Consider the following 24461-nt stretch of genomic DNA (forward strand, 5'->3'; position numbering starts at 1 on the left):
AGCGATTCGATTCAGTCGGGCAGGTAATCGCGCCAGACCCGCTGTTCATCAAGTTCAAGCCGCTGCTCCTCGTCCGCTCGGAACTGGCGGTCGCAGTCGAGAAAAAATTCATCGAGTTGCGGCGGATCGACGTGGGTGGCGCTGAGCATGGTGTGGACCTGGCCGCGATGATGGATCTGGTGTTCGAACAAGTGCAGCAGCAACCGATCGATCCGTTCGCGAACCCGGCCGTCGGCTCGTACTAGATCAATGGCGCGGGCGAGGTCTTTTTTGCGCAGGGTTTGGCAGAAAGTCACCAGCCTGTGGTCGGCCTGGCCCTGGTTTTCCTTGAGCTCAGCGAAAGCCAAGGTCTGGAAGAAATCCCGTTCCTGTCCCTCGACGTCGCCTTCCAAGGCGGTCAGGTAATAGCAATCCACTTCCAGGATGTGGCAGAGCGTGGCTTGGATGGAAGGAAAGAAGCTCGTGCGGTAGGCCTCATACTCGGCAGCGTTCAGCTGCGTACACGCGCAGAGAAGCCTGTGGTTTGCCCACTGGTTGTTCAGGGCCTGGGCGAGGAAATAGTTCATGGGAGCCTGCCTTCCGGTCTATGGCTTAGCTGAACAAGCGTAGCAAGCCCCCGGGGCCATGGCGTGTTATTGGTCGGTCCGTTCCAGAACTGCAACCGTTGTGGCGAGTCTCGCTAACGACTCGCCACAACGGTTCCTGCAGGCACTTTTTCGCGCGAGGGCTTTAAAGCCCCACTTCCGGCAACACCGGCCGATTGGCCAGGGCCTTGGCCATGATCTGCTCCACATACAGCCGATCTGCTTCCGGCAAGGCCAGCCGCGGAGGGCGGGTCAGGGCGCTGCCGCGACCGGCGATGGCTTCGCACAGCTTGATGCACTGCACCAGGTCGGCGCGGGCGTCCAGGTGCAGGATCGGCATCAGCCATTCATAGATCGGCATGGCTTCGGCAAAGCGTCCGGCGCGGGCCAGGCGGAAGATGGTTTCGCCTTCTTTCGGGAATACGTTGGACATGCCCGAGACCCAGCCTTCGGCCCCCACCGCGAGGCTTTCCAGCACCACATCATCGAGACCGGCGAACAGCACGAAGCGATCGCCGACTTCATTGCGCACGTCGATGAAGCGCCGAGTGTCGCCAGAAGAATCCTTGAAGCACACCACGTTGTCGCAGTCGGCCAGGGAAATCAGGATGTCGGGGGTGACGTCGTTCTTGTAGATCGGCGGGTTGTTGTAGACCATCAACGGCACGTCGGCATGCCGGGCCACGTAGCGGAAATGCTCGGCGGTCTCGAACGGTTTGGAGCCGTAGACCAGCGCCGGCATCAGCATCACTCCGTCGACGCCGACCTTGCGCACGGCATTGGCAACCTTGGCGGCCTGCACGCTGGTGAACTCGGCCACGCCGCAGATCACCGGCACCCGGCCACGGGAAGCGTCCACCGCGACTTCGGTCACGGCGATTTTTTCCTCGGCGCTCAGGGAGGTGTTTTCACCCACGGAGCCGCAGACCACCAGCCCGGAAACGCCATCGCGGATAACGTTGGAAATGACCTGATGGGTTTTCTCCAGATTGATGGAAAAGTCATCGTTGAATTGGGTGGTGACAGCGGGGAATACGCCGCTCCAGTTGATGCGTTTGCTCATGGTTGTCTCCGTTTGTGATAGTGCTTTTGTGGCGAGGGTTTTGGGTGAGGCTGGAAATCACGCGCCCGGCCAGGTATCCGAAAGCCGATAGCCCTCGGGCCACGGATCCGCCGGGTCGAGCAACAGCTGGTGGGTCCCGGTGATCCACGCCCGTCCGGCAATGCACGGGTAAATCGCCGTGCGTCCGGCCAGCTCGGCCAGTGAATCGATGCGGCAATGGAACTCGGAGCCGATGATCGAGCGGCCGATAAACCGCTCGCCCACTTGCATCAGGCCCTTGGCGTGCAGCACCGCCATGCGCGCCGAGCAGCCGGTGCCGGTGGGCGAGCGGTCGATCTTGCCGGGCTGGATGACCACCGCGTTGGCGCCGGTGGCAACGCCGTTTTCCATCACGATGGGCGCCGCGATCTGGCAGAACGAAATGTGCGACCAGTCGGCATTCAATGGGTGCACGAAGCCCAACTGCTCGTTCGCCGCGCGAGTGATCTTCAGCCCCACGGCCACCAGCTCGGCGGCCTCGTCAGGCCGGATGGCGAAGCCCAGGCGGTGGGCGTCGACGATGACGAAGCTATCGCCGCCGTAGGCCGTGTCCACTTGCAGCGAACCCAGGCCTTCGACTTCGATCCAGGCGTCGAGGCGGTCGGCGAAGGAGGGCACGTTCTTGATCTCGACCCGCTGCACCTTGCCGTCGCGGCAGTCGGCCACGGCTTCGATCAGGCCGCCCGGGGCTTCAAGCACCAACCGCGTCTGGGGTTCGCTCATCGGCAGGATGCCGCTGTCCAGCAACACGGTGGCGACGCACAACGAGTTGGAGCCGGACATCGGCGGCGTGTCGGCCGGCTCCATGATGATCCAGGCCATTTGCGCCCGCGGGTCCTTGGCCGGCACCAGCAGGTTGACGTGGCGAAACACGCCGCCACGGGGTTCGTTCAAGACGAAATTGCGCAGGGTCTGGTCTCGGGCGATCCAGCGCGATTGTTCCCACACGGTATCGCCGGGAGGAGGGGCAACGCCGCCGACGATCACATCACCGACTTCGCCTTCGGCGTGGCAGCTCACGACATGAATGACTTTGGATGAGCGCATGGGTTGCTCCTATTTCACCGACTTGAGGAACGCTGCCGTCTCCGGCTGCACAGGATTGCCCAGCACCTGGTCCGGCGGCCCGATTTCATGGACCCGCCCGTTGCAGAAGAACGCCACGCGGTCGGAGACGTCCCGGGCGAAGCGGATCTCGTGGGTGACCAGCACCATGGTCATGCCGTCTTCGGCAAGCATGCGCATGGTGTCCAGCACTTCGCCCACCAGCTGCGGATCGAGGGCCGAGGTGGCTTCGTCGAACAACATGTAGTCCGGCGACATCGCCAGCGCCCGGGCAATCGCCATGCGCTGTTGCTGGCCGCCGGACAGCTTGCCGGGGAACGCCTTGAGCTTGTCGCCCAGGCCCACGTGCTCAAGCTGTTTCACCGCCAGCGCCTCGGCGTCCTGCTTGCTCTTGCCCAGCACCTTGCGCGGCGCGAGCATCACGTTTTCCAGCACGGTCAGGTGGGGAAAGGCGTTCCATTGCTGGAAGACGATGCCGATCTTCTGGCGCAACCGGTTGAGGTCGGTAGCGCTGTCATGGACCTCCACGCCGTCCACGCGGATGCTGCCTTTCTGGATTGGCTCCAAGCCGTTGATACACATCAACAGGGTCGACTTGCCGGAGCCGGAGCCGCCGATGATCGAGACGACCTCGCCCTTGTTCACCGTCAGGCTGACGCCCTTGACCACTTCGAGGTTGCCAAAGGATTTGTGCACGTTTTCGATCTCAATCATTTTCTTGCCACCTTCTTTCCAGGCGCGCGCCCAGGCGGGCGACCACCAGGCTCATGACGTAGTAAATGAGGCCCGCGATGCACAGCACCAGCAGGGGTTCCTGGATGCGCGTCACGATGGTTTGCGAAGCGCGCAGCAGTTCGACGATGCCGATCCACATCACCAGGGCGCTGTCCTTCATCACGCCGAGTACCAGGTTCAACCAACCGGGAAAAGCCACGCGTGTAGCGATTGGCAGGACGATGAAACGCAGGTCCTGCAAGTAGGTCATGCCCAGGGATCGACTGGCCCGCCGAGTGCTCAACGGCACCGCCAGCACGCCGCCGCGCACGATCTCGGTGAAATACGCGGCGGCGTAGACCCCAAGGACGATGCAGCCGACCGCGAAGGCGCTGAGGTTCAGGCCGACGATGCTCTTGAGGGAATTGAACAGCACGAACTGGATCAGCAGCGGCACACTGCGAAACACATCAAGCACCCAGGCCAACGGCAAGCTGGCCCGAGGCAACAACGCCCGTAGCAAGCCGAACAGCAAACCGGCGACGGTGCCCAGCAGGATCGACCACGCGGTGAGTTGCACCGTGACCCAGGCGCCGTCGAGCAGGTACAAAACGTCGTTAACGGTGAGGCTGGTAGAAAACATGACAAGCCCTCTCAATAACGAAACAAGCGCCAGGACAACAGCCGGGCCAACCCAACAATCAGCTTGGCGATCAGGTAATACAGCACCGCCGCGAGGGCGAAATATTCGAAGGTGCGGAACGTCTTGACGTTGTATTCCTGGGTGACGCCGGTGAGGTCGTCATTGAGGCCGACCACGACGCCCAGGGACGTCATCAGGACCGCCCAGACCATTTGGTTCGTCAACGGGTAGAAGACGATGCGCAGCAGCTGCGGGACTATGATCATCCGGTAGGCCTGGAACGCGCTCATACCCAGGGAGCGGGCGGCGCGCATCTGCGTACTCGGCACAGCCTTGAGTCCGCCGCGAAAGTTTTCCGCCAGGTAGCCGGCGTTGTTGAAAGTGATCCCGGCCAGCAAGGCCAGCCACGAACTGACGTGCAACCCGAGTGAGCCGAGGCCGAAATAGAGAATGTAGATCTGGAACAGCGAGGGCGTGTTGCGGGCGATCGACACCCAGCCATTGCCGACGGCGCGCAGCAACGGGTGACGGGCCTGGCGCATCACCGTCAGCACCAAGGCGATCAGCACGCCGAAGATCATCGACAGCGCAGCGGTCTCGAAGGTCACCCAAGCCCCGGCGAGCATGTCGGGCAAGGCGCGCAGGGCCGGGCGCCATTGGAAGCTGTAGTCAAACATGGCGTGCGGTCCCCTGGCGTGCGGTGGGTTGCAGCCACGGCGGCGGCTGGCCGCTGGCTGTGGCGGTACAGGCGGCCTCGATACAATCGCCGAGACTGGCGAAGTGCACGCCGCGACCCACCAGGCCCGGCGCGTAATGGGCGTATTTGCCCGAGTTGGTCATCAAGGTCGTGGCGGCTGGCGGGATCACCGGTTCGCCCAACATGCACCAACAGGTGTCGGTGACCAGCGTTGCGCCGAACGCCACGATGGCGTCCAGGTGACCTGCCAGGCGAGCTTGCTCGAGCACGGCACGGCCACAGGTGATTGCCAGCACCACGGCGGGGTGTTTGCCCCGGCCTGCGCACAGCTGCGCCAGGGCGGCGAATTCGCTGAGGGAAAAATGCGGGTTGCCCAGGGAAACCACGTCGACGTGGCCGTGGCGGGCGCTGTTGAGTTCGCGCCAACTGGCAAGCAAACCCGCGGCGTTGATAATCTCCAGCGCCAGCACGGCGTCGCGGTCCAGGACATCCTCCGGGTCGATGGCTTCCGGCGTGACGCCGGCGATGTGGAACAACGGCGCGGCGCTGGTGGTGGCGAATGCTGCGCCAAACGCTTTCAGGTCGTCCAGGGTGGGGGCGGCGTTCTCCAACCCGCGTATCAGCGGAATGCGCCGGCCTGCCAAACTGCCAATGTGATAACCGAGCAGCGGGTAGAAGCTATCGTCCACCGGGCCAAGGCTGGGCACCTCGACGATCAGGCCGGCCTTGCGCTGATCATCGAGATGGCAGCCGGCCAACGGTGCACGACCGCACAGGGCGATGCAGATATCGAGGAAGTCCGGGTACTTCTGCGTACGGGCACCGAGCACGCTGTTGGCGTAGACCACCGCATTGGACTCGGCCCAGACGATCTGCTCGCCGGCCTTCGGCGCGGTGTCCAGCAGGTAGGGCGCGCAGGTGAAACTCAGCTGCGCGCCCATCGCCATGTAGGCATCGCCTAACGCACTGGCCGGCTCGCCCAAGGCCGGGTCGACGCCCAGCTCGCGCCAGCGGCGCTGGTCCACGGAAATCGAATTGAGGGTGGTGGGCACGCAGACTTTCGCGCCCCACTGCACCAGCTGTTCGGCGAAGCGCAGGCTGGCCGGACCGGTGTAGATACAGCCGTCGATGTGCGCCTGGGTGATGTCCAGCAGCTCAGTGGCGCCCTGGATGTCGGCCATGCGCAGGACGATGTGCATCGCCACTTGGGCAGCCTTGCCGTGGGCACCGTCGAGCAGCGCCTGATCCCGCTCGTTCAAGCGCACAGCGGGAGGCAAAGACGAGGGCGGACGGCCGTCTGTCTCGTGCCATTGATCGTTGGGCCTGCGCCCGGACAAGGTCAGGCGGTTACCCTCCAGGCGAGCGAATCCTTGCCCGCGCAGTCGGTTGAACGCCTCGTGTCCGATGCATAAAACCGGCAGTGAAAGCTGGAAAATAACCTCGGCCACCAGCACGCCCAAGGCGAGGATTTCATCGGCCTCGGCCAGTACCAGGGCGGCCGGTGCGTGGCCGTTGCTGATGAGTTCCATCAATACGCTGCTGCCGGTGCAGGAACCGCGTCCGCTGGGAATCGCCAGCACCCGACCGGCCAGGTGTTCGCCACTGAGGGGGTGGTGCCGGTCAATGACTTCGCCCGTGGCCGGGTCGACCCCGCCCCAGAAACTCAGGCCGACGTCGGCGAACAGCAGGGTACCCTCGGCGGCACCCTCGACCAGGCTGCGGCCCTGCAAGCAGTTAGGCGTGCTTGGCATGCCCCGATCCTCAGTAGTAGACCTGGGGCACGGTCAGGTTGGCCGGCGGAATTTCGGTGCCGACCCATTTGACGAACAGCTCCTTGTACCGGCCGGTGCGCACCTGCTGGTTGACAAACAGGTTGAGGTAATTGATCAGGCCATACTCGCTGCGCTTGGCGCCGAGGGACACGTAGTCGATGACATAAGGCGCATCACCGGCGATTTTCAAGCCCTTGTACTTGCCCGACTTGATCGTCGCGGCGGCCACGGTGTTGGTCACCACGGTCGCATCGATGTGCCCTTGGGCAACGGCCAACAGGGTGTCGTTCTGCGACTGATAGGCACGGAAGCTGCCGCTGCCCCAGCTTTTCTGGTCTTTCTCGAGAGCAATGGCTTCATAGGTGCTGCTGGTGTTACCGAGTTTCTTGCCCTTGAGGTCGGCGTAGCTGTTGATCCCGGTGTCGTCTCGGGTCAGCACGACCATCTGGAAGGCGAAGTAGGGCACGGTCAGCCCGACGGTCTTGGCCCGCTCCAAGGTGTCGGAGGTGGAGGCGACGATCACATCGGCACGGCTCGAAAGCAGTGCGGGGATTCGGTCGGAGAACGGCGTTTCAACCACTTCGGCATCGACGCCGAGGACCTTCGCCAGGTCGTGACAATAGTCGACGTCGAAGCCCGCCGGCTTGTTACTTTCATCGCGAAAGCCCATGGGCGGGAAATCCAGGGTCACGGCGCAACGCAGTTTGCCCGAACCGATGATGTCGTCGAGCTTGTCGGCCTGGGCGGGAAGGGAGAGCAGAGGGAAAAGCACAACGCTGAGGGCTACGGCCAATGCAGGGTTTTTCATAAATGCCTCGCTGTCGAATAAATGCGGTGAGATATCGTATTGAGGATTTCGTATACGATATTGGATAAGCAATTGGCATGCCTCTTTAGCCTTTAGTCCGAGCTTGTCGATAAGCCGTTGAAAAACATTGCTTTGCCGGACTTTGAGCCCATCAGCAACGGGTGGGGACACGCAGGTGCGGTGTTACAGATGGGAGCAGTCGCGCCCATAAGCGCCCCGTTAAGGAACAGCTTCAGGGCAGGTTTTCGCGGTATTGACTGGGCGAAAGGCTGGTCAGCGCGCGGAACTGGCGGCTGAACGCACTGTGGTCGGTGTATCCACAGCGCAGTGCGATCTCGGTGATGGGCAGGTCCTTTTCCAACAGCAGCCGCGAAGCCTCGTCAAGCCGCGCTTTTTGGATCATCTGGCGCGGCGTGAGTTGGAAGATGCGTTTGCAGTGTCGCTCCAGTTGCGCCACTGAAAACCCGGCAATGGCGGTCAGCTCGGCGAGGCTGATGGGGCGAGCGAAGTGCTGCTTGATGTGCGCGTCCACCGCAGCCAGCTTCTGAAAAGCCGGGTGGTTCGATTGCGGTCGTTGCAGGTCGCGCGAGATGCCGGCCAAGCCAACGATCTGGCCGTCGGGTTGCTGCAGGGCGAGTTTGTGGGTCAGGCACCACACTGGCTGATTGCCGTAATAAAGGTGCAGTTCGAGCTGGTCGGCCAGTTCTCGGCCGCTGGCGAGCACTCGTCGATCCTGCTCGGTGTACAACGGGCCGAAGCGCTCCGGGAATACTTGCTCGGCGGTGAGCCCGATCAGGTCGTCGCTGTGCTTGAAACCGCAGCGCCGGGCGAGGGTTCGGTTGACGAATGCGTAGCGGGCTTGCTGGTCCTTGATGAAGAACACGGTGTCCGTGAGGGTGTCGAGCAAGGGTGCTATGGATTTCAGGCTTCCCAGCAAGGTGTCGAGGTTGCACGGTGCGAAGGATGAGAGCGAGGGGTACATGGCCTGCTTCGTCTTTTTTTGGTGAGGGGGTGAGTGTTGATTGAGGGGGATGTGTTTGTCACGTGTTCGTCTGGGGAATGATGTTTGTCGTGGGGCGTTTTTTGCGTACATATCCGTTTTTGTGGTTGTGGGTGCTAATGGTTTCGCTTTTACAGCGACTCACTTTTATGAAGCGTAAAAGTAAGCAAAACGCTTTTGCCCCACCACTTGGTGCCTCGCTAAGGCTCGGCATGCCCTCACTCCGGCATTGCTCCGTGGGCCCGCCGCGAAGGCCCATCCATGGGCCAGCGCGGCTATCCCGGCATCCATGCCGGGATACCCACGGAGCAATGCCTGCGTTCGGCCATCGTGGTTAACGGGGCGCCGAGATCAACGTCCGCCGCGAGGCGGCCTGAAAGCCGACCTGGTTTGGGTGGGATCGCGTTTCTTCTGTGAGCAAGGGTTTGCTCGCAATGACGGTGGGTGAGCAGGCATGGCGACGAAAGTGCCTTGGTTTTGACTGGCACAAGCAAACGCCGCTTTCGAAAGCAAACGATAAACCTGTGGCGAGGGAGCTTGCTCCCGCTGGGCTGCGCAGCAGACCCAAAACCACTCAGCAAGGTGTATCTGGATAATCAGAGTTGCATTTTACGACTGCTGCGCAGCCGAGCGGGAGCAAGCTCCCTCGCCACGGGGGTATCGTTTTTCTTGAGTGCCGCAGCAAGCAGGCTCGCACAGGAGGAACGCGATCACCTACAGACAGGTCGGCTATCAGGCCGCCTCGTGGTGGACGTTGATCTCGGCGCCCCGTTAACCACGCTGGCTGAACGAAGGTATTGCGCAGTGGGCAACCCGGCATGGATGCCGGGTTAGCCGCGCTGGGCCATGGATGGCCCTTCGCGGCGGCCCACGGAGCAATGCCTTCGTTCAGGCACACCGAGCCTAGGCGAGGTGCCAAGTGGTGGGGCAAAAGCGTTTTGCTTACTTTTACGCTTCATAAAAGTGAGTCGCTGTAAAAGCGAAACCGCCAGTAGCCTTCACTAAAAAACCGGATATACACGCAAAAATCCGAAAAACACCACCAGAAGCGCACTCAAGCAGGTGGAGTCTCTTCCAACCTAAGCAACGTCTCAATCCGCGCCGGGCTGAAGGGCGGACGGGGAAGGGGCGGCGTCCAGCCCAGCAAATGCTCCAGCGCCGCACCACAAATCCGCCCCTGACAAGCCCCCATGCCACAACGACTCGCCAGTTTCGCCTCACGCCAGTTCCCATGACTGCTCAGCTCGCCAAAAGACACGTCCTCACAGCGACAAACCAACGTGTCATCCCGAACCAACTGCTTCAAGCGCAAATCCAGCACAAAGGCAGTATTCAGCGACCGGGCAAAACCCTGCCAGCGTGTACGACGAGACCACAGGCGTTCCGCTGCCAGGGCATCCCCAACGGCAGCATGGCCGGCGATGGCGCCTTCGACCAAGGCCAGTTCGCTGCCGCCAAAACCGGTGCATTCACCTGCGGCGTAAAGTCCGGGGCGAGTGGTGGCTTGCCAGGCATCGACCGCGAGGGCCTGTCCTTCAAGGGCGCAGCCCAATGCCTGGCCCAGCTGGGTGTTGGGAATAAGGCCGAAGCCGCAGGCCAACCGGTCGCAGGCCAGTTCAACGGTTTTGCCGTGTTGCTGCAGGCGCACGCCTTCGAGCTTATCTGTTCCGAAGGCTTCCAGCACGTGGGTGGCGGTGCGGTAGTGCCCGTCGAACAGGCTGAACGATTGCAAGAATTTACCCGGCCAGCGCGGCAGCTGCATGGCGAAACCGGCCACGGCCGAGCGGCTGGCCTGTTCGGCGATTCGTAGCACCTGCGCCCCGTGATGTCTGGCCGTGGCCGCGCTGGCCAGCAACAGCGGGCCGCTGCCGGCCACCACCAGACGTTCGCCACGCACCGGCAAGCCGCCCTTGATCAGCGCTTGCAGACCGCCGGCGCCGGTGACGCCGGGCAGCGTCCAGCCGGGGAAGGGCAGCAGCAGCTCGCGGGCGCCGGTGCAGAGGATCAAGCGGTCGTAGCTGATCAGCCAACCCCGCTCGGCATCTTCCACCAGCAGGGTTTTCTCAGCGGCACTGGCGATCACCCGGGTGCCGGTGCGGCACTGTATGGTGCTGCAACCTTGCAAGCGGTCGCGTAGCCGCTGTGCTTCGGTGGGAAGGTGGGCCTGGGGACCGTCGCGCCAGATCTGTCCGCCCGGGATCGGGTTATCGTCCAGCAGGAGGATGCGTGCGCCGCTGCTTGCCGCCGCGAGGGCTGCCGCCATGCCGGCCGGGCCGGCACCGACGATCAGGATGTCAGTGGATTCGTTCATGGTCGGGTTCGCACCTGCATGCCTTCGTGGCACAGCGTCTGGCAGGCCAGCCGCCGACGACCGTCGATCATCACCCGGCATTCCTGGCAGACGCCCATGCCGCACAAGGGCGCGCGACGCTGGCCGGTCACCGAGGTGCGGCTGCAGCCGTCCGCGCCCAGGGCCAATGCCGCCGCGACGCTAGTGCCATCGGCGACCGACAATGGACGGCCATCAAGAAATAATTCAGGCATGGGCCGGTTCTCCCAGGAAGCGCTGTGGCAGGTAAGGCTGCGGGACAAGCGGCGAAGCTTCATTGAACAGCTGCGCGGCCAGCAGATCGGCGGTCGCGGGGGCAGTGGTCACGCCCAGTCCTTCATGACCCACCGCCAGCCACAGGCCCTTGCGCTGTGGATGTTGACCCACCAGCGGCAGGCCGTCGGGGCTCGCCGCGCGAAAACCGGTCCAAGCCCGAATGCCGTTGAGCTGCGCCAGTCCTGGCATGTAGTCCACGGCGCGCTTGAGCATCTTGGCCAACATCCAGCCTTCAACTTGTGGATCGACGTTGCCAAATTGCCGCGAGGCGCCGATGAATAATTGCCCGGTGGGTCGCGGCTGGATATTGCACGCCACCGATGGCCCGCTGGCGTTGTGGGCGCTGGTGACATAGCCCAGCTCGACCAGTGTGTGGGTGACGCTGGCGGGATAGCGATCGGTGATCAACAGATGCCCTTTCTTGGGTTCGATCGGCAGCTCCGGGCACAGCCCGGTGGCCTGGATGCCGTTGGCCAGCACCACTGCCTCGGCGCTCAGCCAGCGACCATCGGCGAGGCGTACGCGGTGGCCGTCGACTTCGCTGACTTCGGCGCGCTGTTGGCGAATGTTGTCGTGATCGAGCATCCACTGGGCAGCGGCGGGCGCATAGAGAATGCCGTCGCCCTTGATCAGCAACCCACCTTCCAGGCCGGCCCGCAGCTCCGGTTCGCGCTGGTGCAGCGCGGCGCAACCGATCAGTTCGCAGGCCTCGCCGTGGGCCAACAGGTTCAGGTATTTGCTGTGGGCCACGGCCATTTCTTCGGCGTTGGCCGCCAGCCACAGCGTACCGTTATTGCGCCAGGCGCAGCTGTGGGGCAGGGCGGGCGCCAGTTCGCGCCATCGCTGCAGGGAATATTGGCTCAGGGCCAGTTCCGCCGGGTTGTCATCGAGCACCAGCAGGTGGCCCATGCCGGCGGCCGTGGCGCCGTGCCAACCGGCGTCCAGCACCAAGACCCGCAAGCCACGCCGGGCCAAGGTCCGGGCGCAGGCGGCGCCGATGATCCCGGCGCCGATGATGATCACATCGGCGGCGTGGCCTTCGCTCACGAGCGAATGCCCCAGGCGAACGGGTCGTCCGGGTCGATGACCAGCGTGGTTTCCGCGCTGATATAGGCTCGGCCGCGAATGGTCGGCACGATGCGCTCGCCCGAGCGCTCATAAGAACCTTCGAATTGGCTGCCGATGACACTGGCCTGACGCCAGATCTGCCCAGGCTGCAGTTTGCCGTCCGCCGCCAGGCACGCCAGCTTGGCGCTGGTACCGGTGCCGCACGGAGACCGGTCATAGGCCTTGCCCGGGCAGAGCACGAAGTTTCGGCTGTCGGCATGGGGATCCTCGGCGAACAGTTCGATGTGATCGATCAGCCCGCCGTCCTCGCCACGAAAGCCTTGCTGCTCCAACGCCTGCTGGACCGCAAAGGTGTAGGCGGTCAGCGCGTCGAGGTTGTCACCGGCCACGCGCTGGCCGTGGTCGGCGACCAGGAAAAACCAGTTGCCGCCCCACGCCACATCGCCCACCACCGGGCCGATGCCAGGCACCTCCAGGCGCAGCGCCTGACGATAACGGTAGGCCGGTACGTTGCGCACGCTGACGCTGCGATCGTCATGCAGGGTCGCCTGCACGGTGCCCACTGGGGTTTCGATGCTGTGCACGCCTGGGCCGATCCGGCCCAGGTGCGCGAGTGATGCAACCAGGCCGATGGTGCCATGGCCGCACATGCCCAGGTAACCGCTGTTGTTAAAGAAGATCACCCCGGCACAGGCCGACGGATCCACCGGTTCGCAGAGCAAGGCGCCCACCAGCACATCGCTGCCGCGTGGTTCCAGCACGCACGCGGTGCGCCAGGCGTCATGCTGGCCGGCCAGCCGTTGCCGGCGCTCGGCCATGCTGCCTTGGCCCAAGTCGGGGAAACCGCCGGTGACCAATCGGGTCGGTTCGCCGCCGGTGTGGGAATCGATCACGGTGATGCGTTTCATGGCGCCACGTCCGTTCAGGTGAGTGAACGCAAGCGTGGCCCGCGTCGGGGGTTGGCGGCTTGAGGGTTTTATCTGCCGTGCGTGACGAAATCGGCACAGCGTCGATGCCTTACCGGCTCGAAGGCAGGAACTCGAACAGCGTCTTGCAGACGCCGGCGATGTGCTCGTCCAGCAGTTTTACCGCGCGCTCCACATCACCGGCGCGGCAGGCATCGACGATGTCGCGGTGCTCATGGTCGGCGCGTTCCTTGCCGGCGGACAAGCTCATCTGCATGCGCAGGTAACGCTCCAGCTTGTCGTGGACCGAGCGGATCAACCCCACCATAAAGGGTCGTTGCGCCGGCTCGTAGAGGCAGGCGTGCAGATGCCAGTTCAGCTCTGCCCAGCGGCCGACGTCGTCTTCGCCGATGAATTCCCGGCAGATGCTTTCAGCCCGGGCGAAGGTCGCTTCGGTCATGTTGGGAATCGCCAGGCGCAGGACTTTGTCTTCCAGCAACATCCGCACCTCGAACATCTGCGCCAGCTCAGCCTCGGACATGCGCGTGACCATGGCCCCGCGGTTGCGCTGGAACATCACCAACCCTTCGGCCTCCAGGCGCTTGAGGGCTTCGCGCACGGGGATCTTGCTGACGTTGAACTGCCGGGCGATGTCGTCCTGGCGAATCGGCTCGTCCTCGGCAAAATGTCCGGCCACGATGGCATCGCGCAGATGCCGGGTGATGATTTCCGAAGTGGAGGGGGTGTTGCCCAGATCAGGCAGGTTGAACTTGGATAAAGTCACGGCGGCAGGTCGTTCGGCTGATTTGGGGATATGGTATACGAATCCGTCGCCGATAAATTCCCTTGCCATTTAAGTACACGTACGTTCAGCCGTGAGACGGTTGGGCGGTGAAGGCAACTGTCCGCACGATCAGCAGCCCGGTGATAGAGGCACCTGCCAGCAGCGCCAGGCCGAACACGATCAACGCGACATCAGCGCCGAAATGATCGGCCAGCAACCCCGTCACCACGACCGGAATACTGAACCCGATATAGGCAAACAGGAAGAATCCGGCCGTGACCCGGGCCTTCTGCGCACCGGCCATGGCGGTGATGGCCGACAATCCACCCAGGTACAGAAAACCGTAGCACGCGCTGCTGGCGCCCAGTGCGCCCAGCAACACGGCGGGCAGCGAACCCTGGCTCGCGCCCCAGGCCAGCAGGGCGTAGCTCAAAGGCAAAATCAACAATCCCAATCCGGTGGCCCTGGCCGGGTGCATGCGGCGTACCCACGGTTGAAAGATCAACCCACAACTGATGACCGTGAAGGTCGACAGGCCGGACCATTGCTGCAAGTCATGAGCGGCGAGCACCGAGGGCAGGATGGCGATCACCAGGCCCGACGTCGCCCAGGCCAGCAGCATGGAAAAGCTGTAGGGTAGGCTGCCACAGGGAAACACAGGCAGGCGCAGCAACGGCGCATGCTTGATTCTCTCGGCGGGGTCCGGCAGGCGCCAGACCACGGCCAGGGCCAAGGCAGCGAGCACCAACTGCAACCAGAAGCTGCCAGGCGTGACGCTGGGAAGGGCGAGCAAGAACAGGCTGGTCAACGCCGCGCCCAGGCCAAAGCCCAGCGACGTACTGGCCGTGACTCGATTAGCCGGCGAACGGGCGTCGCACGTCGGCATCAGCTCCATCATGTACGCAGTCGAGGTTGCCGAGGCCAGTCCGGTCCCGACGCCCATCATCAGGCGCGCCACCCCAAGGGCGATCAGGTTTGGCCAGAGCACGGTGACCACCGTCGCCAGCATCGACAGGCCAAGCGCCGCAAGAATCAGCGGCTTGCGGCCCACCCGGTCGGCCAATCCGCCGAAGGCCAGCAGCACCGGCAACACGCCCAGCACATAACCGGAAAACGCCACCGCCGTGGCAGCGGCGCCATAGCCGGACAACTGCGCATAAGTGGTGTACAGCGGCGCCTGCAGATTGACCGCCAGGGTGATCAGGCAAAGGCCGAAAGCCAATCCCCATGAGTGTCGTTGCTGTGCGTTCAAAAGTGCTCCTTGAAGCGAGGTAGAGAGTCCTTGGGACTATCACGTCAGGGCACCGCGCAAACAAGGAACAGACAGTCGCCTTTTATGCTTAACTGTTCGTCCAAAATGAGAGAACACTTGATCGAGAACTCGCACCATGGACCTGAAAATCGATCGCAACGCTACGGGGCCGCTGCTGCGGCACCTCGTCGCTCAAATCACAGGCTGGATCAACACCCATGGCGTTCGTGCTGGCGCCCGAATGCCTTCGATCCGCCAACTGGCAACGGAAAATGACCTGAGCCTGTCGAGCGTGATCAAGGCCTATGACCAGTTGGTGGCCAGCGGGGTGCTGGAATCCAGGCATGGCTCGGGTTTTTTCGTGGCGCAACAGTTGCCCGAGGCGTTGGCGCCGCAAGCCGAGGACACGGTCGCATGGCCGTTGTTCGATCAGCAATCGACGCAACTCAAGCTGGGGTGCGGCTGGCTGCCGGACGCGTGGCGTGACGACACTGATCTGGGCCAGGCGATCCGCCAGGTGGTGCGCAGCGACAATCAGGCGCTGTTCAACTACAGCACACCGTTGGGCTCCGCTCATCTGCGCCTGCATATCCAAAAGCGCCTGGGCCTGATCGACATTCATGTCGATCCTCGTCAGATCCTCACCACCCAAGGCGCCAGCCACGGCCTCGACCTGTTGGTGCGCACGCTACTCAAACCGGGTGACCTGGTGCTGGTGGAAAGCCCGGGTTATTACAACCTGTTCAACCTGCTGAAGTTGCACGGGGTCAAGACCCTGTCGGTCCCGAGAACCGCTCAAGGGCCGGACATCGCCAGCCTGGAGCGGCTGCTCGAAGAGCATCGACCTTCGTATTTCTTCATCAACAGCATGTACCAGAACCCCACCGGCACGAGCCTGGCGCCCAGCGTGGCGTATCGCCTGTTGCAACTGGCGACACTGCACGACTTTCGCCTTATCGAGGACGACATCTATGCCGACTTCCAGAACGGCCCGACGTCTCGCCTGGCCTCCCTCGACGCCTTGGACCGGGTGATATACCTGGCGAGTTTTTCCAAGACATTGTCCAGTTCGTTGCGCATCGGTTACGTGGTCGCCCAACCTGAGATCATCAACCGCCTGGCCGAGATCAAAATGGTCACCGGCATCGGTTGCTCGTTGCTGGCGGAAAACGTCGTGGCAACCTTGTTGGCTAACGGCGCGTATCGCAAGTTGATCCAACGCCTGCGCCTGCGCTTGAACAAGCAGATGGCGAGCACGCTGCGTCAGCTCGATCCGGCTTATTGGCAGGTGTTCGCCGAACCGAGCGGAGGCCTGTTCGTGTGGGCCAGGCCGCGGCACGTGCCGGCCGAGCGGGTGCAGCAGATCGCCGCGCAACTGCAAGTGCAGCTTTCCCGGGGTTCGACGTTCTTGCCCCAAGGTGAAGCGTGTGACTGGTTGCGGTTGAATGTGGCGTACACCCAGGATGCCCGCGCGCAGGCTTTTTTCAGACAGATCGAGAATGAATCGACAATTGGCACAACGGTACTAATGGGAATGGATGTCAAATAGCAATGATTTACTGTATCTTTCGCGACACATTCTTGTCGGTCCCCCAGAGGGCCGACGTTCTTTTGGTTAGGATTGTGGTCGATGCGTCGGATACTCGTTTCACTGTGTGTGCTCCAGGCTTATTCAATTCCCACGTGGGCAGACGAGCCCAGCCTTGCAGGCAGGGCACCTCTGGAGCTGCAAGCCACTGATATCGTAGGCACCGCGGATTTCGAAACCGCCCAGGGGCCAGTGAAGGGTTATCGCGCCACCCGTTCGGCCAGTGCCACGCGCACCGACACCGCGATCCATGAAACCCCGCAGTCCATCTCAGTCGTGTCCCGCGACGTCGTTGAAGACCTCAGCGCCACTCGCCTGCAAGACGCGCTCGATTACGCCGGCGGCGTAGGCCGGGCCAACAACTTTGGTGGCCAAGGCTTGACCACGTTCACCGTGCGCGGCTTCACCACGGGTGAGTTCTACCGCAACGGTTTTCCGATCAATCGTGGCTACCCGAACATGCCCGATGCCAACACCATCGAACGACTGGAAGTCTTGCGCGGCCCGGCGACGATGCTTTATGGCCGTGGCGATCCCGGCGGCACTTTCAACGTGGTCTCCAAGCAACCATTGGCCGAGCGCACGGTGACCCTGGGCAGCCAGGTCAGCGACCAGGGGATGCGCCGGGGCACGCTGGACGCGTCCGGCCCGCTGGACGAAGAAGGGCGGCTGGCGTATCGCCTGAATGTGATCGGCGAGGGCGGCGACACGTTCCGCGACGATGTCGAGACCGAGCGCTATGGCGTTGCGCCCGTGATTTCCTGGCAGGTCAACGACACCACGCGCCTGACCTTCGAAGGCGATTTCATGCGCAACAATCATCCGCTGGACCGTGGCTTGACCCACTATGCCGGGCAGCGTGGCACAGCGTCCCGTGACACCTTTTTCGGTGAAAAAGACGTCGGCAAACTGCACAACGACAACAATATGCTGCAGGTGCGTTTCGAACACATGCTCAACGACGACTGGACCTTGGCCGGCGGCACCCAGTGGCTCGACGGGACGCTGCAGGGCAACGCGGTCGAAGGCAACGGCATCGCCGCCGACGGACGTACCCTGGGGCGCAATTTCAACTACCGCAAGCTCGAATGGACCGACCGCGACACCCAGCTCAACCTCACCGGGCGTTTCTCTACCGGCGGGTTCGAGCACACGCTGTTGACCGGCGTGGAGTATGAAGATTATGACTACCAGTCGATCATTCGCCGCTCGTCCGGCGCCGTCGGTGCCTATCCGATCGACATCTTCGATCCGGTGTCTGGTCAGCCGCGTCCGGCATTGACCCGCACGCCCACCGACGACCAGGAAAACCTCAAGACGTTTGGTGTGTTCGTCCAGGATCAAGTGGCGCTGACCGAGCGTTTGAAGGTGTTGGCTGGTGCGCGTTTCGAGCGGTTCGAGCATCAATATGAGACGTTTGTGCCTGTCCCGGCTAACCAACGGCCAGGCAGCCGCAACTGGGACGTCACCGAAAGCGCGGTCACGCCGCGCCTGGGCGTGATCTACGACCTGACCGACACGGTGGCCGTCTACGCCAACACCGCCCGTTCGTTCAAACCCAACAACGGCGCCAGCCGCGAAGGCGGTGGGTTCAAGCCGGAAGAAGGCAAGTCCTACGAAATGGGCGTCAAATGGGAAGCCCTGGATCGCCAGTTGAGCATCGATGCGGCGGTGTACCAGATCGAAAAACGCAACGTCTTGACCCCGGATCCGCTGGATTCAACCTTCAATGTGGCCGCTGGCGAAGTGCGCAGTCGTGGTTTCGACCTGAACGTGGCGGGCAACCTGACCCCAGAGTGGCGCGTCATTGGCGGCTATGCCTACGTCGATGCCGAAGTGACCAAGGACGCGAACATCCCCACCGGCACTCGTTTGCTCAACGTGCCCAAGAACACCTTCAGCCTGTTGAACATGTACGAGTTCCAGGACGGCGGCCTCAAGGGCCTAGGCCTGGGCGTGGGCACCAAATACGTCGATGAGCGGGCCGGTAACACGGCGGCTACCACCTTCACCATGGACAATTACACCGTGGTCGACCTGCTTGGCTACTACAAGGTCAACGAACGCATTCGTCTCAACCTGGACCTGAAGAACCTGTTCGACGCCGATTACGAAGAGGGCGCGTTTGGTGGTGTCTACGCCTATCCGGGCGCGCCGCGCACCGTGCAGGCTGGGATTTCCTACACGCTGTAACTGCCAAGTCCCATGAAAAAACCCGAAGGTCCTGCCTTCGGGTTTTTTTGTTTTTACCACTTGCCGGTGCTCATTCCGCCGTCCACCGGCAGGATCGCGCCGGTCGTGAAATCCGCGCTGGCGAGGTACAGCACGGCGTCGGCGATCTCGTCGATGGTGCCCACCCGACCGGCCGGGGCCAGGTTGTTGAGGAAATCGCGGTGCGCCGGGTCATGCATGGGCGTGTCGATGATGCCGGGTGCCACCGCGTTGACCTTGATGTTGTGGCGCGACAATTCCAGGGCCAGGGCGCGGGTCATCTGGTTCACGCCGCCCTTGATCAGTACCGGCAACGCGGCCGGCACCTGGATGTTCGGTTGCAAGGCCACCGAGGCGGAGATGTTGATGATGAAACCCTGCCGGCGGCTGATCATGTGGGCGGCCGCGGCCTGACTGGCGTAAACCAGCCCTTTGAGGTTGGTGTCCAGCAGCGACTCGAGATCCTGGGGGCTGTATTCAACGAAGGGTTTTGGCAGGAAGAAACCGGCGTTATTGACCAGACCATCCACGGCACCGAAGGCTTCGATGGCTTTGCCGATGAGGGCGGTTGAAGTCGCAGGTTCGGCAATGTCGCCGGCCACGCCGATGAAATTGGCTGGATGACCCAGTTGCCCCGCCGCGTCGTCCAGGCCAGCCTGGGAACGGGCGTTGCCCACTACGTTATAGCCGCGTGCCAGGAACGCCTTGACCAAGCCAAGGCCAATGCCGCTGGATGCGCCGGTGATGATGACGGTTTTTTGATTGCTCATGATATTGACTCCTGATCACGTTGAGTTGGGAACCGCTGCGGCGGTTTGGCCGCGGGTGATGATCAGGGTATTGGTGCGCTTGGGTTTGATAAATACGGCTTCTGGTACTTGAGTTGATACGTGGTGTAACTAATGCCCAGCTTCGCCGCAAAACATTGGTGGGACCAGGTCTGCAGGCAGAAAAAAGCCCGGTCATTCGGGCCGGGCTCGGGATGGGCTGAATATTACTCCTTGGGTCGGCTTCGAAACTCCGTCGTCGTTATCCCTGCATAGCCCCAGTTATCGGTGTCGACTTCCTCGATCACGATATGGGTCAAATGCGGGTCCTTGCCCAGCACGCGCTGGAGGGTTTCGGTGATTTCGGAGATCACCTGGGCTTTCTGTTCACGGGTGACGCCGTCTCGGGTGATTCGCACATTGACGAAAGGCATGATGCACTCCAGCTGATGGGAAATGGACGCAGGACAACGCCCGCGTGTTGCAAGGCCACTGTATTTATATGCCACGCACTGATAAACAGGCTTTTCGAAACTTCAGTTGATACGCGGTGTAATGAATCATGAAGCGTCATTTCGAAGACTTGCAGTTGGGCAGCATCGAATTGTTCTGCCTGGCGGCGGAGGCGGGCAGTTTTACCGCGGCGGCCCAAGTCGCGGGCGTTACCCCGGCGGCGGTGAGCCGTTCGATCTTTCGTCTGGAGGAGCGCCTGGGGTCGCGGCTGTTCGTGCGCACCACCCGCAGCATCCGGCTGACCGACGCCGGCCGGACCTATTTCGAGCAATGCCGCCAGGCATTGACGCAACTGGTCGAGGCGCAACAGGAAATGATGGGCGCGCAGTCGGTGCCGTCCGGACAGCTGCGCATCAGCGTGCCCACGACCTACGGTCATCATCGTATCCTGCCGCTGCTGCCGGTGTTTCGCGCGTTGTACCCGCAAGTCAGCGTGGATATCCATCTGAGCAACCGCAACATCGACTTCGTCGCCGAGGGTTACGACTTGGCGATACGGGTCCGGGCCCAGCAGGATTCCTCGATGATCGCCCGGTTGTTGGAGGATGCCAGGCTGGTGGTGGTCGCCGCGCCGGATTACTTGCGCAAGGCAGGCACGCCGCAGACGCTGGAAGACCTCGACGTATATGACTGCATCCAGTTTGAATTGCCCAGCAACGGGCGCCGTATCTCCTGGCTGTTCAACGTCGAGGGCAAGGAAAGGGAAGTGGTTGCTCAAGGGAGTTATTGCTGCTCTGACGATGTGCTGGGTGGGGTGACGCTGGCCAAGCATGGCGCAGGATTGTTCCAAACCTATCGGTTCATCGTTGAACAGGAACTGGCGGACGGGCAACTGGTGGAAGTGCTTGCGCCTTTCTCCGGGCGCTCGCGGCCGTTCACCTTGCTGTATCCCCATGGCCGGTATGTGCCGCAGCGGGTGCGGGCGTTTGTGGACTTTCTGCTGGAGTACCGCACGCAGTGGGCGACGGATTGAAGTAACTCTGACCTGTGGCGAGGGGATTTATCCCCTCGCCACAATGGATCACCCCAAGCTCAAATGATGCGCCACGGAGATTTCCCGGCTTAACCCGCGATCAGAACCGGAACGCCTGACGCCCGATCAACAGCCATTTTCCGTTCTGTTTCTGCCAGATCTGGAAGTTCTCGATTTCGGTCGGGACCACTTCGGTGCCCTTGAGCGCCTGCGCGGAGAAATGGTTGCGCACCAGCGCTACGTCGCCTGACAGGGTGATTTTCTGGTTTTTCATTTCCAGGGTCTTGAACGCACTCTTGCCGGTTTCGATGTCGGCGATGAAGGCTTTCTTGTCCTGGATGTTGCCGCTGGAGTGGCCGTAGGTCAGGTTTTCGGCGGCCAGGGCCTGAAGCTGAGAGATGTCCTTGTGCAGCATGGCCTGGGTCAGGTGATCGACCGCTTGGGCGACTTCTTTCTCGTCCGAGGCGGGCGCAGCGGCGACATACCCGCTGAAGAGGCAAACGAAACCGACAAGCAGGGTTGCTTTTCTCATGGGTCTTTCCTTGTTGTTGTAGGTATCAGGAATACGAGCGTTGCGCGCTCGTCGGTCATCGTACAACTTGTCAGGGAAGACTGGAATAGGCCACGGGTGTGACCCCGGTAATCAAACCCCGTCCCGAACCGCCCCGCGAATTCCTTCCAGCAGCATGGTGAACGCCGGATTGTCATTGTCCTCGCGCCACACCAAGTGCAGCTCGCTCTGCACGCCTTGGCCCAGGTCGATCTCGCGAAACACCACGTGCTTGAACACCACGCTGGTCGCACAACGCGGCACCAGCGCCAGGCCCATGCCGGCGTTGACCAGCGCCAGGATGGTCAGCGACGACCCCAGCCATTGCACGAACTGCGGCGCGACCCTGGCCGAGCGCAGCATGCCGGTGAGCAGTTCGTTGAAGGGCGGGTAGGCGGAGTGGGAGTACATGAGGAAGGGTTGCCCATCCAGATCTTGCACGCTGACAGACTCGGCGCTCGCCAGCGGATGTTCGGCGGGCACGGCCAAAACGAACGGCTCGCGCACCAGGCATTCAGTGGCGTAGCCGGTTTCCAACAGCGGTGAGCGGACGATGCCCAAGTCGGTGCGTCGGGCCCGCAGGGCTTCGTGTTGCTGGTAGGTGTTCATCTCCGACAGGACGATTTTCACCTGCGGTTGTTTCAGCCGCGCCTCGGCGATGACTTTGGGCAGGAACTCATACACCGCGCTGCCAACGAAGCTGATGGTGACCGAGCCGATGTCGCCTTGGGCGAAACGTTTGGCGGCCACGGCGGCTTGCTGCGCTTGCTGCAACAGGTTCTGCGCTTCGATGAAAAACGCCCGGCCGGCGGCGGTGAGGGCGACGCTGCGAGTACTGCGAGTGAACAGCTCGACGCCTAGGTGATGTTCCAGCAACTGGATCTGCCGACTCAAGGGTGGCTGGGTCATGTTCAGCCGTTCGGCAGCGCGGCGGAAGTTGAGTTCGGTCGCCACGGTGGTAAAGCAGCGCAGTTGGGCCAGTTCAAACATTGATTCAATCCGGGTATCAATCAAGTGCCAAGTTAGATTAGACGGGAACAATCCCCGGCGTCCATCATCGCACCGCTCTTCATAAAGAAAGCCCCACAAAAACAATATTGAGAGGCCCCCTTGAATCACATTCCAGATTCAACCCTGGCCATCACTTCGTTGGTCGCCGCCGTGGTGATCTTCTTCGCTCGTACCACACCCAAGCGCGACACCCCCAATTCATTGTCCGGCCGGCGTGAAAGCGTTGCCGACGCCCAATCACCGGAAAACCCCCTAGCCCTGAACCCTGGCCCATCGGGAGCCGCTGTATGAAGATCAAACGCGTCACCGTGACACCCATTGCCTTTCGCGACCCACCGCTGTTGAACGCCAGTGGCATCCACGAGCCGTTCGCGCTGCGTTCGATCATCGAGATCGAAAGCGACAACGGCTACATCGGCCTCGGCGAGAGCTACGGCGATGCGCCGGCCCTGGCGATTCAGCAACAGGTCCAGAGCCAACTGATCGGCCTGGATCCGTTCAACCTCAACCAGTTGCGGGCCATCGTCCAGGCAACAGTCGCGGCCCATAAACCCGCGAGCGTCGCCGGTGCGGAGCTGGCGCCGGGCTCTCACGCGAGCAAGGCGGTGAGCAATGCTTATTCGGCATTCGAGGTTGCCTGCCTGGATTTGCAGGCGCATTACCTGAACGTGCCGCTGGTGGATCTGCTGGGCGGCGCAATCCGTGACGAAATACCGTTCAGCGCCTACCTGTTTTTCAAGTACGCCGAGCACGTCGATTCACCGTACCCGCCGGACAGCTGGGGAGAGGCACTCAACGAGCAACAGATCGTCGCCCAGGCCCGGCGCATGATCGAGCAATACGGCTTCAAGAGTATCAAGCTCAAGGCCGGCGCCTTGGAGCCGGAACATGAAGTCGCCTGCATCAAGGCGTTGAAGCAGGCGTTTCCCGACCACCCGTTGCGCATCGACCCAAATGGCAACTGGTCGTTGGAAACGTCCATCCGCATGGCCGAGCTGCTCGGGGATGACTTGCAGTATTACGAGGACCCGACGCCTGGGCTGGAGGGCATGGCCGAACTGCACAAACGTACGGGCTTGCCGCTGGCGACGAATATGGTGGTGACCGATTTCGACGAGTTTCGCCGTAGCGTGGCCCAGGACAGCGTGCAGATCGTCCTCGCCGACCACCATTATTGGGGAGGGCTGCGGGACACCCAAGTGCTGGCGAAGATGTGCGACACCTTTGGCCTCGGGGTGTCGATGCATTCCAACTCGCACCTGGGCATCAGCCTGATGGCGATGGCTCACGTGGCGGCGTCGGTGCCAAATCTGGATTATGCCTGCGACACCCATTACCCCTGGCAGGAACCGGATGAAGAAGTCATCAAGGGCGGCAAGCTGCCGTTTGTCGATGGCTGCGTGAAAATCACCCGGGCGCCGGGTCTCGGACTGGAGCTGGACCGCGATCAACTGGGCAAGCTGCATGAGCAATTCCTCAGCTGCGGTATCCGCCAGCGTGACGATGTCCGGCAGATGCGTCGCTACCGGCCGGATTGGAAAACCGTCAAGCCGCGGTTCTGAGCTGAAGGCGAGGGGGCCTGCTGCGCAGGCCAGCGGGAGCAAGCTCCCTCGCCACAAGAGCGGGTCCGACTTCATTCCCAAGTACGGATACACCCCCCGTGGCGAGGGAGCTTGCTCCCGCTGGGTTGCGCAGCAGCCCCGGAACCAGACAACTCGGTGTCACTGCTCATTGAGTTGATCCTGCTGCGCAGGCCAGCGCTGCCAAAGCCCCCGCCAGTCCACACATTCGGGGACGATCAGAAAAGCCGTGTTATGTTATCCGATTTCGTTCGGCAGGAATTCTCATT

Annotated in this window: 24 protein-coding genes; 5 read left to right on the forward strand and 19 right to left on the reverse strand. The window is 62.3% G+C overall.

The genetic code is table 11. The features are described 5' to 3' along the window. Positions 1 to 11: 11 nt before the first annotated feature. From J3P95_RS12350 to J3P95_RS12420, 15 genes are all read right to left on the reverse strand, one after another. Positions 12 to 566: a DinB family protein gene (locus J3P95_RS12350; RefSeq protein ID WP_434577000.1), complete on the reverse strand. Its 555-nt coding sequence runs from the start codon at positions 564 to 566 to the stop codon at positions 12 to 14. A 163-nt stretch (positions 567 to 729) separates the two neighbouring features. Next, positions 730 to 1647 (reverse strand): dihydrodipicolinate synthase family protein, encoded by a 918-nt coding sequence (locus J3P95_RS12355; protein ID WP_434576998.1) that lies wholly within the window; start codon positions 1645 to 1647, stop codon positions 730 to 732. 57 nt (positions 1648 to 1704) lie between these two features. Beyond that, complete coding sequence (locus tag J3P95_RS12360; RefSeq protein ID WP_434563465.1) at positions 1705 to 2733, reverse strand: trans-3-hydroxy-L-proline dehydratase; 1029 nt, start codon at positions 2731 to 2733, stop codon at positions 1705 to 1707. Positions 2734 to 2742: 9 nt separating this feature from the next. Further along, positions 2743 to 3465, reverse strand: a complete 723-nt coding sequence (locus tag J3P95_RS12365; protein WP_434563467.1) for an amino acid ABC transporter ATP-binding protein — start codon at positions 3463 to 3465, stop codon at positions 2743 to 2745. Then, positions 3458 to 4108 (reverse strand): amino acid ABC transporter permease, encoded by a 651-nt coding sequence (locus tag J3P95_RS12370; protein WP_186642636.1) that lies wholly within the window; start codon positions 4106 to 4108, stop codon positions 3458 to 3460. Before J3P95_RS12370 ends, J3P95_RS12365 begins: the two co-directional genes overlap by 8 nt. Before the next feature lie 11 nt (positions 4109 to 4119). Then, complete coding sequence (locus J3P95_RS12375; protein ID WP_434563469.1) at positions 4120 to 4785, reverse strand: amino acid ABC transporter permease; 666 nt, start codon at positions 4783 to 4785, stop codon at positions 4120 to 4122. Then, positions 4778 to 6556: a cis-3-hydroxy-L-proline dehydratase gene (lhpI, locus tag J3P95_RS12380; protein ID WP_434626603.1), complete on the reverse strand. Its 1779-nt coding sequence runs from the start codon at positions 6554 to 6556 to the stop codon at positions 4778 to 4780. The genes J3P95_RS12375 and lhpI overlap by 8 nt, the downstream gene beginning before the upstream one ends. A gap of 10 nt (positions 6557 to 6566) precedes the next feature. Next, entirely contained in the window at positions 6567 to 7385 is an 819-nt protein-coding gene (locus tag J3P95_RS12385) for an ABC transporter substrate-binding protein (protein WP_434576993.1), read from the reverse strand. 232 nt (positions 7386 to 7617) lie between these two features. Beyond that, entirely contained in the window at positions 7618 to 8367 is a 750-nt protein-coding gene (locus J3P95_RS12390; protein ID WP_434576991.1) for a helix-turn-helix domain-containing protein, read from the reverse strand. Between the two features lie 1072 nt (positions 8368 to 9439). Further along, complete coding sequence (locus tag J3P95_RS12395) at positions 9440 to 10696, reverse strand: FAD-dependent oxidoreductase (protein WP_434576989.1); 1257 nt, start codon at positions 10694 to 10696, stop codon at positions 9440 to 9442. Next, entirely contained in the window at positions 10693 to 10929 is a 237-nt protein-coding gene (locus J3P95_RS12400; protein WP_186632092.1) for a 2Fe-2S iron-sulfur cluster-binding protein, read from the reverse strand. Before J3P95_RS12400 ends, J3P95_RS12395 begins: the two co-directional genes overlap by 4 nt. Continuing rightward, a complete protein-coding gene (locus tag J3P95_RS12405; protein ID WP_434563481.1) occupies positions 10922 to 12037 on the reverse strand; it encodes an NAD(P)/FAD-dependent oxidoreductase in 1116 nt (371 codons plus the stop codon). The genes J3P95_RS12400 and J3P95_RS12405 overlap by 8 nt, the downstream gene beginning before the upstream one ends. Continuing rightward, entirely contained in the window at positions 12034 to 12966 is a 933-nt protein-coding gene (locus J3P95_RS12410) for a 4-hydroxyproline epimerase (RefSeq protein ID WP_434576986.1), read from the reverse strand. The genes J3P95_RS12405 and J3P95_RS12410 overlap by 4 nt, the downstream gene beginning before the upstream one ends. A 109-nt stretch (positions 12967 to 13075) precedes the next feature. After that, on the reverse strand, positions 13076 to 13747 hold the full coding sequence (locus J3P95_RS12415; protein ID WP_434576984.1) for a GntR family transcriptional regulator: 672 nt from the start codon (positions 13745 to 13747) through the stop codon (positions 13076 to 13078). Between the two features lie 85 nt (positions 13748 to 13832). Next, on the reverse strand, positions 13833 to 14999 hold the full coding sequence (locus tag J3P95_RS12420; protein ID WP_434576982.1) for an MFS transporter: 1167 nt from the start codon (positions 14997 to 14999) through the stop codon (positions 13833 to 13835). A 136-nt stretch (positions 15000 to 15135) separates the two neighbouring features. Here J3P95_RS12420 and J3P95_RS12425 point away from each other — a divergent pair, with 136 nt between their 5' ends. Next, positions 15136 to 16548 carry a PLP-dependent aminotransferase family protein gene (locus J3P95_RS12425; protein ID WP_434576980.1) on the forward strand — a complete coding sequence of 471 codons (1413 nt, stop codon included), beginning with the start codon at positions 15136 to 15138 and terminating at the stop codon, positions 16546 to 16548. Positions 16549 to 16629: 81 nt separating this feature from the next. Further along, positions 16630 to 18780 (forward strand): TonB-dependent siderophore receptor, encoded by a 2151-nt coding sequence (locus tag J3P95_RS12430; RefSeq protein ID WP_434576978.1) that lies wholly within the window; start codon positions 16630 to 16632, stop codon positions 18778 to 18780. Between the two features lie 53 nt (positions 18781 to 18833). Here J3P95_RS12430 and J3P95_RS12435 read toward each other — a convergent pair whose 3' ends face one another. Together J3P95_RS12435 and J3P95_RS12440 are read right to left on the reverse strand one after the other, a co-directional pair. Further along, positions 18834 to 19568: an SDR family NAD(P)-dependent oxidoreductase gene (locus J3P95_RS12435; RefSeq protein WP_434576976.1), complete on the reverse strand. Its 735-nt coding sequence runs from the start codon at positions 19566 to 19568 to the stop codon at positions 18834 to 18836. 224 nt (positions 19569 to 19792) lie between these two features. After that, the gene (locus tag J3P95_RS12440; RefSeq protein ID WP_434576974.1) at positions 19793 to 19999 is read right to left on the reverse strand and encodes a tautomerase family protein; all 207 of its coding nucleotides are present in this window, start codon (positions 19997 to 19999) and stop codon (positions 19793 to 19795) included. A 128-nt stretch (positions 20000 to 20127) separates the two neighbouring features. Here J3P95_RS12440 and J3P95_RS12445 point away from each other — a divergent pair, with 128 nt between their 5' ends. Beyond that, complete coding sequence (locus J3P95_RS12445) at positions 20128 to 21051, forward strand: LysR substrate-binding domain-containing protein (protein WP_434576972.1); 924 nt, start codon at positions 20128 to 20130, stop codon at positions 21049 to 21051. A 100-nt stretch (positions 21052 to 21151) separates the two neighbouring features. On the opposite strand, the gene J3P95_RS12450 is transcribed toward J3P95_RS12445, so the two are convergent. After that, a complete protein-coding gene (locus J3P95_RS12450) occupies positions 21152 to 21583 on the reverse strand; it encodes a nuclear transport factor 2 family protein (protein WP_434576970.1) in 432 nt (143 codons plus the stop codon). A 111-nt stretch (positions 21584 to 21694) separates the two neighbouring features. Beyond that, a complete protein-coding gene (locus J3P95_RS12455; protein WP_434563499.1) occupies positions 21695 to 22591 on the reverse strand; it encodes a LysR substrate-binding domain-containing protein in 897 nt (298 codons plus the stop codon). A 120-nt stretch (positions 22592 to 22711) separates the two neighbouring features. Between J3P95_RS12455 and J3P95_RS12460 the strand changes: the two genes are divergently transcribed. Beyond that, positions 22712 to 22903: a hypothetical protein gene (locus J3P95_RS12460; protein WP_434576968.1), complete on the forward strand. Its 192-nt coding sequence runs from the start codon at positions 22712 to 22714 to the stop codon at positions 22901 to 22903. Then, positions 22900 to 24174: a glucarate dehydratase family protein gene (locus J3P95_RS12465; RefSeq protein WP_434563502.1), complete on the forward strand. Its 1275-nt coding sequence runs from the start codon at positions 22900 to 22902 to the stop codon at positions 24172 to 24174. Before J3P95_RS12460 ends, J3P95_RS12465 begins: the two co-directional genes overlap by 4 nt. Positions 24175 to 24461: the final 287 nt, after the last annotated feature.

The sequence above is a fragment of the Pseudomonas sp. Z5-35 genome, assembly GCF_051131945.1.
In the GTDB taxonomy this organism is placed as follows: Bacteria; Pseudomonadota; Gammaproteobacteria; order Pseudomonadales; family Pseudomonadaceae; genus Aquipseudomonas; species Aquipseudomonas marvdashtae.

Excerpts from the sequence above, each read along its gene's own strand:
- J3P95_RS12350 (WP_434577000.1), bottom strand. The coding sequence starts at position 566 with ATGAACTATTTCCTCGCCCAGGCCCTGAACAACCAGTGGGCAAACCAC.
- J3P95_RS12355 (WP_434576998.1), bottom strand. The coding sequence starts at position 1,647 with ATGAGCAAACGCATCAACTGGAGCGGCGTATTCCCCGCTGTCACCACC.
- J3P95_RS12360 (WP_434563465.1), bottom strand. The coding sequence starts at position 2,733 with ATGCGCTCATCCAAAGTCATTCATGTCGTGAGCTGCCACGCCGAAGGC.
- J3P95_RS12365 (WP_434563467.1), bottom strand. The coding sequence starts at position 3,465 with ATGATTGAGATCGAAAACGTGCACAAATCCTTTGGCAACCTCGAAGTG.
- J3P95_RS12370 (WP_186642636.1), bottom strand. The coding sequence starts at position 4,108 with ATGTTTTCTACCAGCCTCACCGTTAACGACGTTTTGTACCTGCTCGAC.
- J3P95_RS12375 (WP_434563469.1), bottom strand. The coding sequence starts at position 4,785 with ATGTTTGACTACAGCTTCCAATGGCGCCCGGCCCTGCGCGCCTTGCCC.
- lhpI (WP_434626603.1), bottom strand. The coding sequence starts at position 6,556 with ATGCCAAGCACGCCTAACTGCTTGCAGGGCCGCAGCCTGGTCGAGGGT.
- J3P95_RS12385 (WP_434576993.1), bottom strand. The coding sequence starts at position 7,385 with ATGAAAAACCCTGCATTGGCCGTAGCCCTCAGCGTTGTGCTTTTCCCT.
- J3P95_RS12390 (WP_434576991.1), bottom strand. The coding sequence starts at position 8,367 with ATGTACCCCTCGCTCTCATCCTTCGCACCGTGCAACCTCGACACCTTG.
- J3P95_RS12395 (WP_434576989.1), bottom strand. The coding sequence starts at position 10,696 with ATGAACGAATCCACTGACATCCTGATCGTCGGTGCCGGCCCGGCCGGC.
- J3P95_RS12400 (WP_186632092.1), bottom strand. The coding sequence starts at position 10,929 with ATGCCTGAATTATTTCTTGATGGCCGTCCATTGTCGGTCGCCGATGGC.
- J3P95_RS12410 (WP_434576986.1), bottom strand. The coding sequence starts at position 12,966 with ATGAAACGCATCACCGTGATCGATTCCCACACCGGCGGCGAACCGACC.
- J3P95_RS12425 (WP_434576980.1), top strand. The coding sequence starts at position 15,136 with ATGGACCTGAAAATCGATCGCAACGCTACGGGGCCGCTGCTGCGGCAC.
- J3P95_RS12430 (WP_434576978.1), top strand. The coding sequence starts at position 16,630 with ATGCGTCGGATACTCGTTTCACTGTGTGTGCTCCAGGCTTATTCAATT.
- J3P95_RS12435 (WP_434576976.1), bottom strand. The coding sequence starts at position 19,568 with ATGAGCAATCAAAAAACCGTCATCATCACCGGCGCATCCAGCGGCATT.
- J3P95_RS12440 (WP_434576974.1), bottom strand. The coding sequence starts at position 19,999 with ATGCCTTTCGTCAATGTGCGAATCACCCGAGACGGCGTCACCCGTGAA.
- J3P95_RS12445 (WP_434576972.1), top strand. The coding sequence starts at position 20,128 with ATGAAGCGTCATTTCGAAGACTTGCAGTTGGGCAGCATCGAATTGTTC.
- J3P95_RS12450 (WP_434576970.1), bottom strand. The coding sequence starts at position 21,583 with ATGAGAAAAGCAACCCTGCTTGTCGGTTTCGTTTGCCTCTTCAGCGGG.
- J3P95_RS12455 (WP_434563499.1), bottom strand. The coding sequence starts at position 22,591 with ATGTTTGAACTGGCCCAACTGCGCTGCTTTACCACCGTGGCGACCGAA.
- J3P95_RS12465 (WP_434563502.1), top strand. The coding sequence starts at position 22,900 with ATGAAGATCAAACGCGTCACCGTGACACCCATTGCCTTTCGCGACCCA.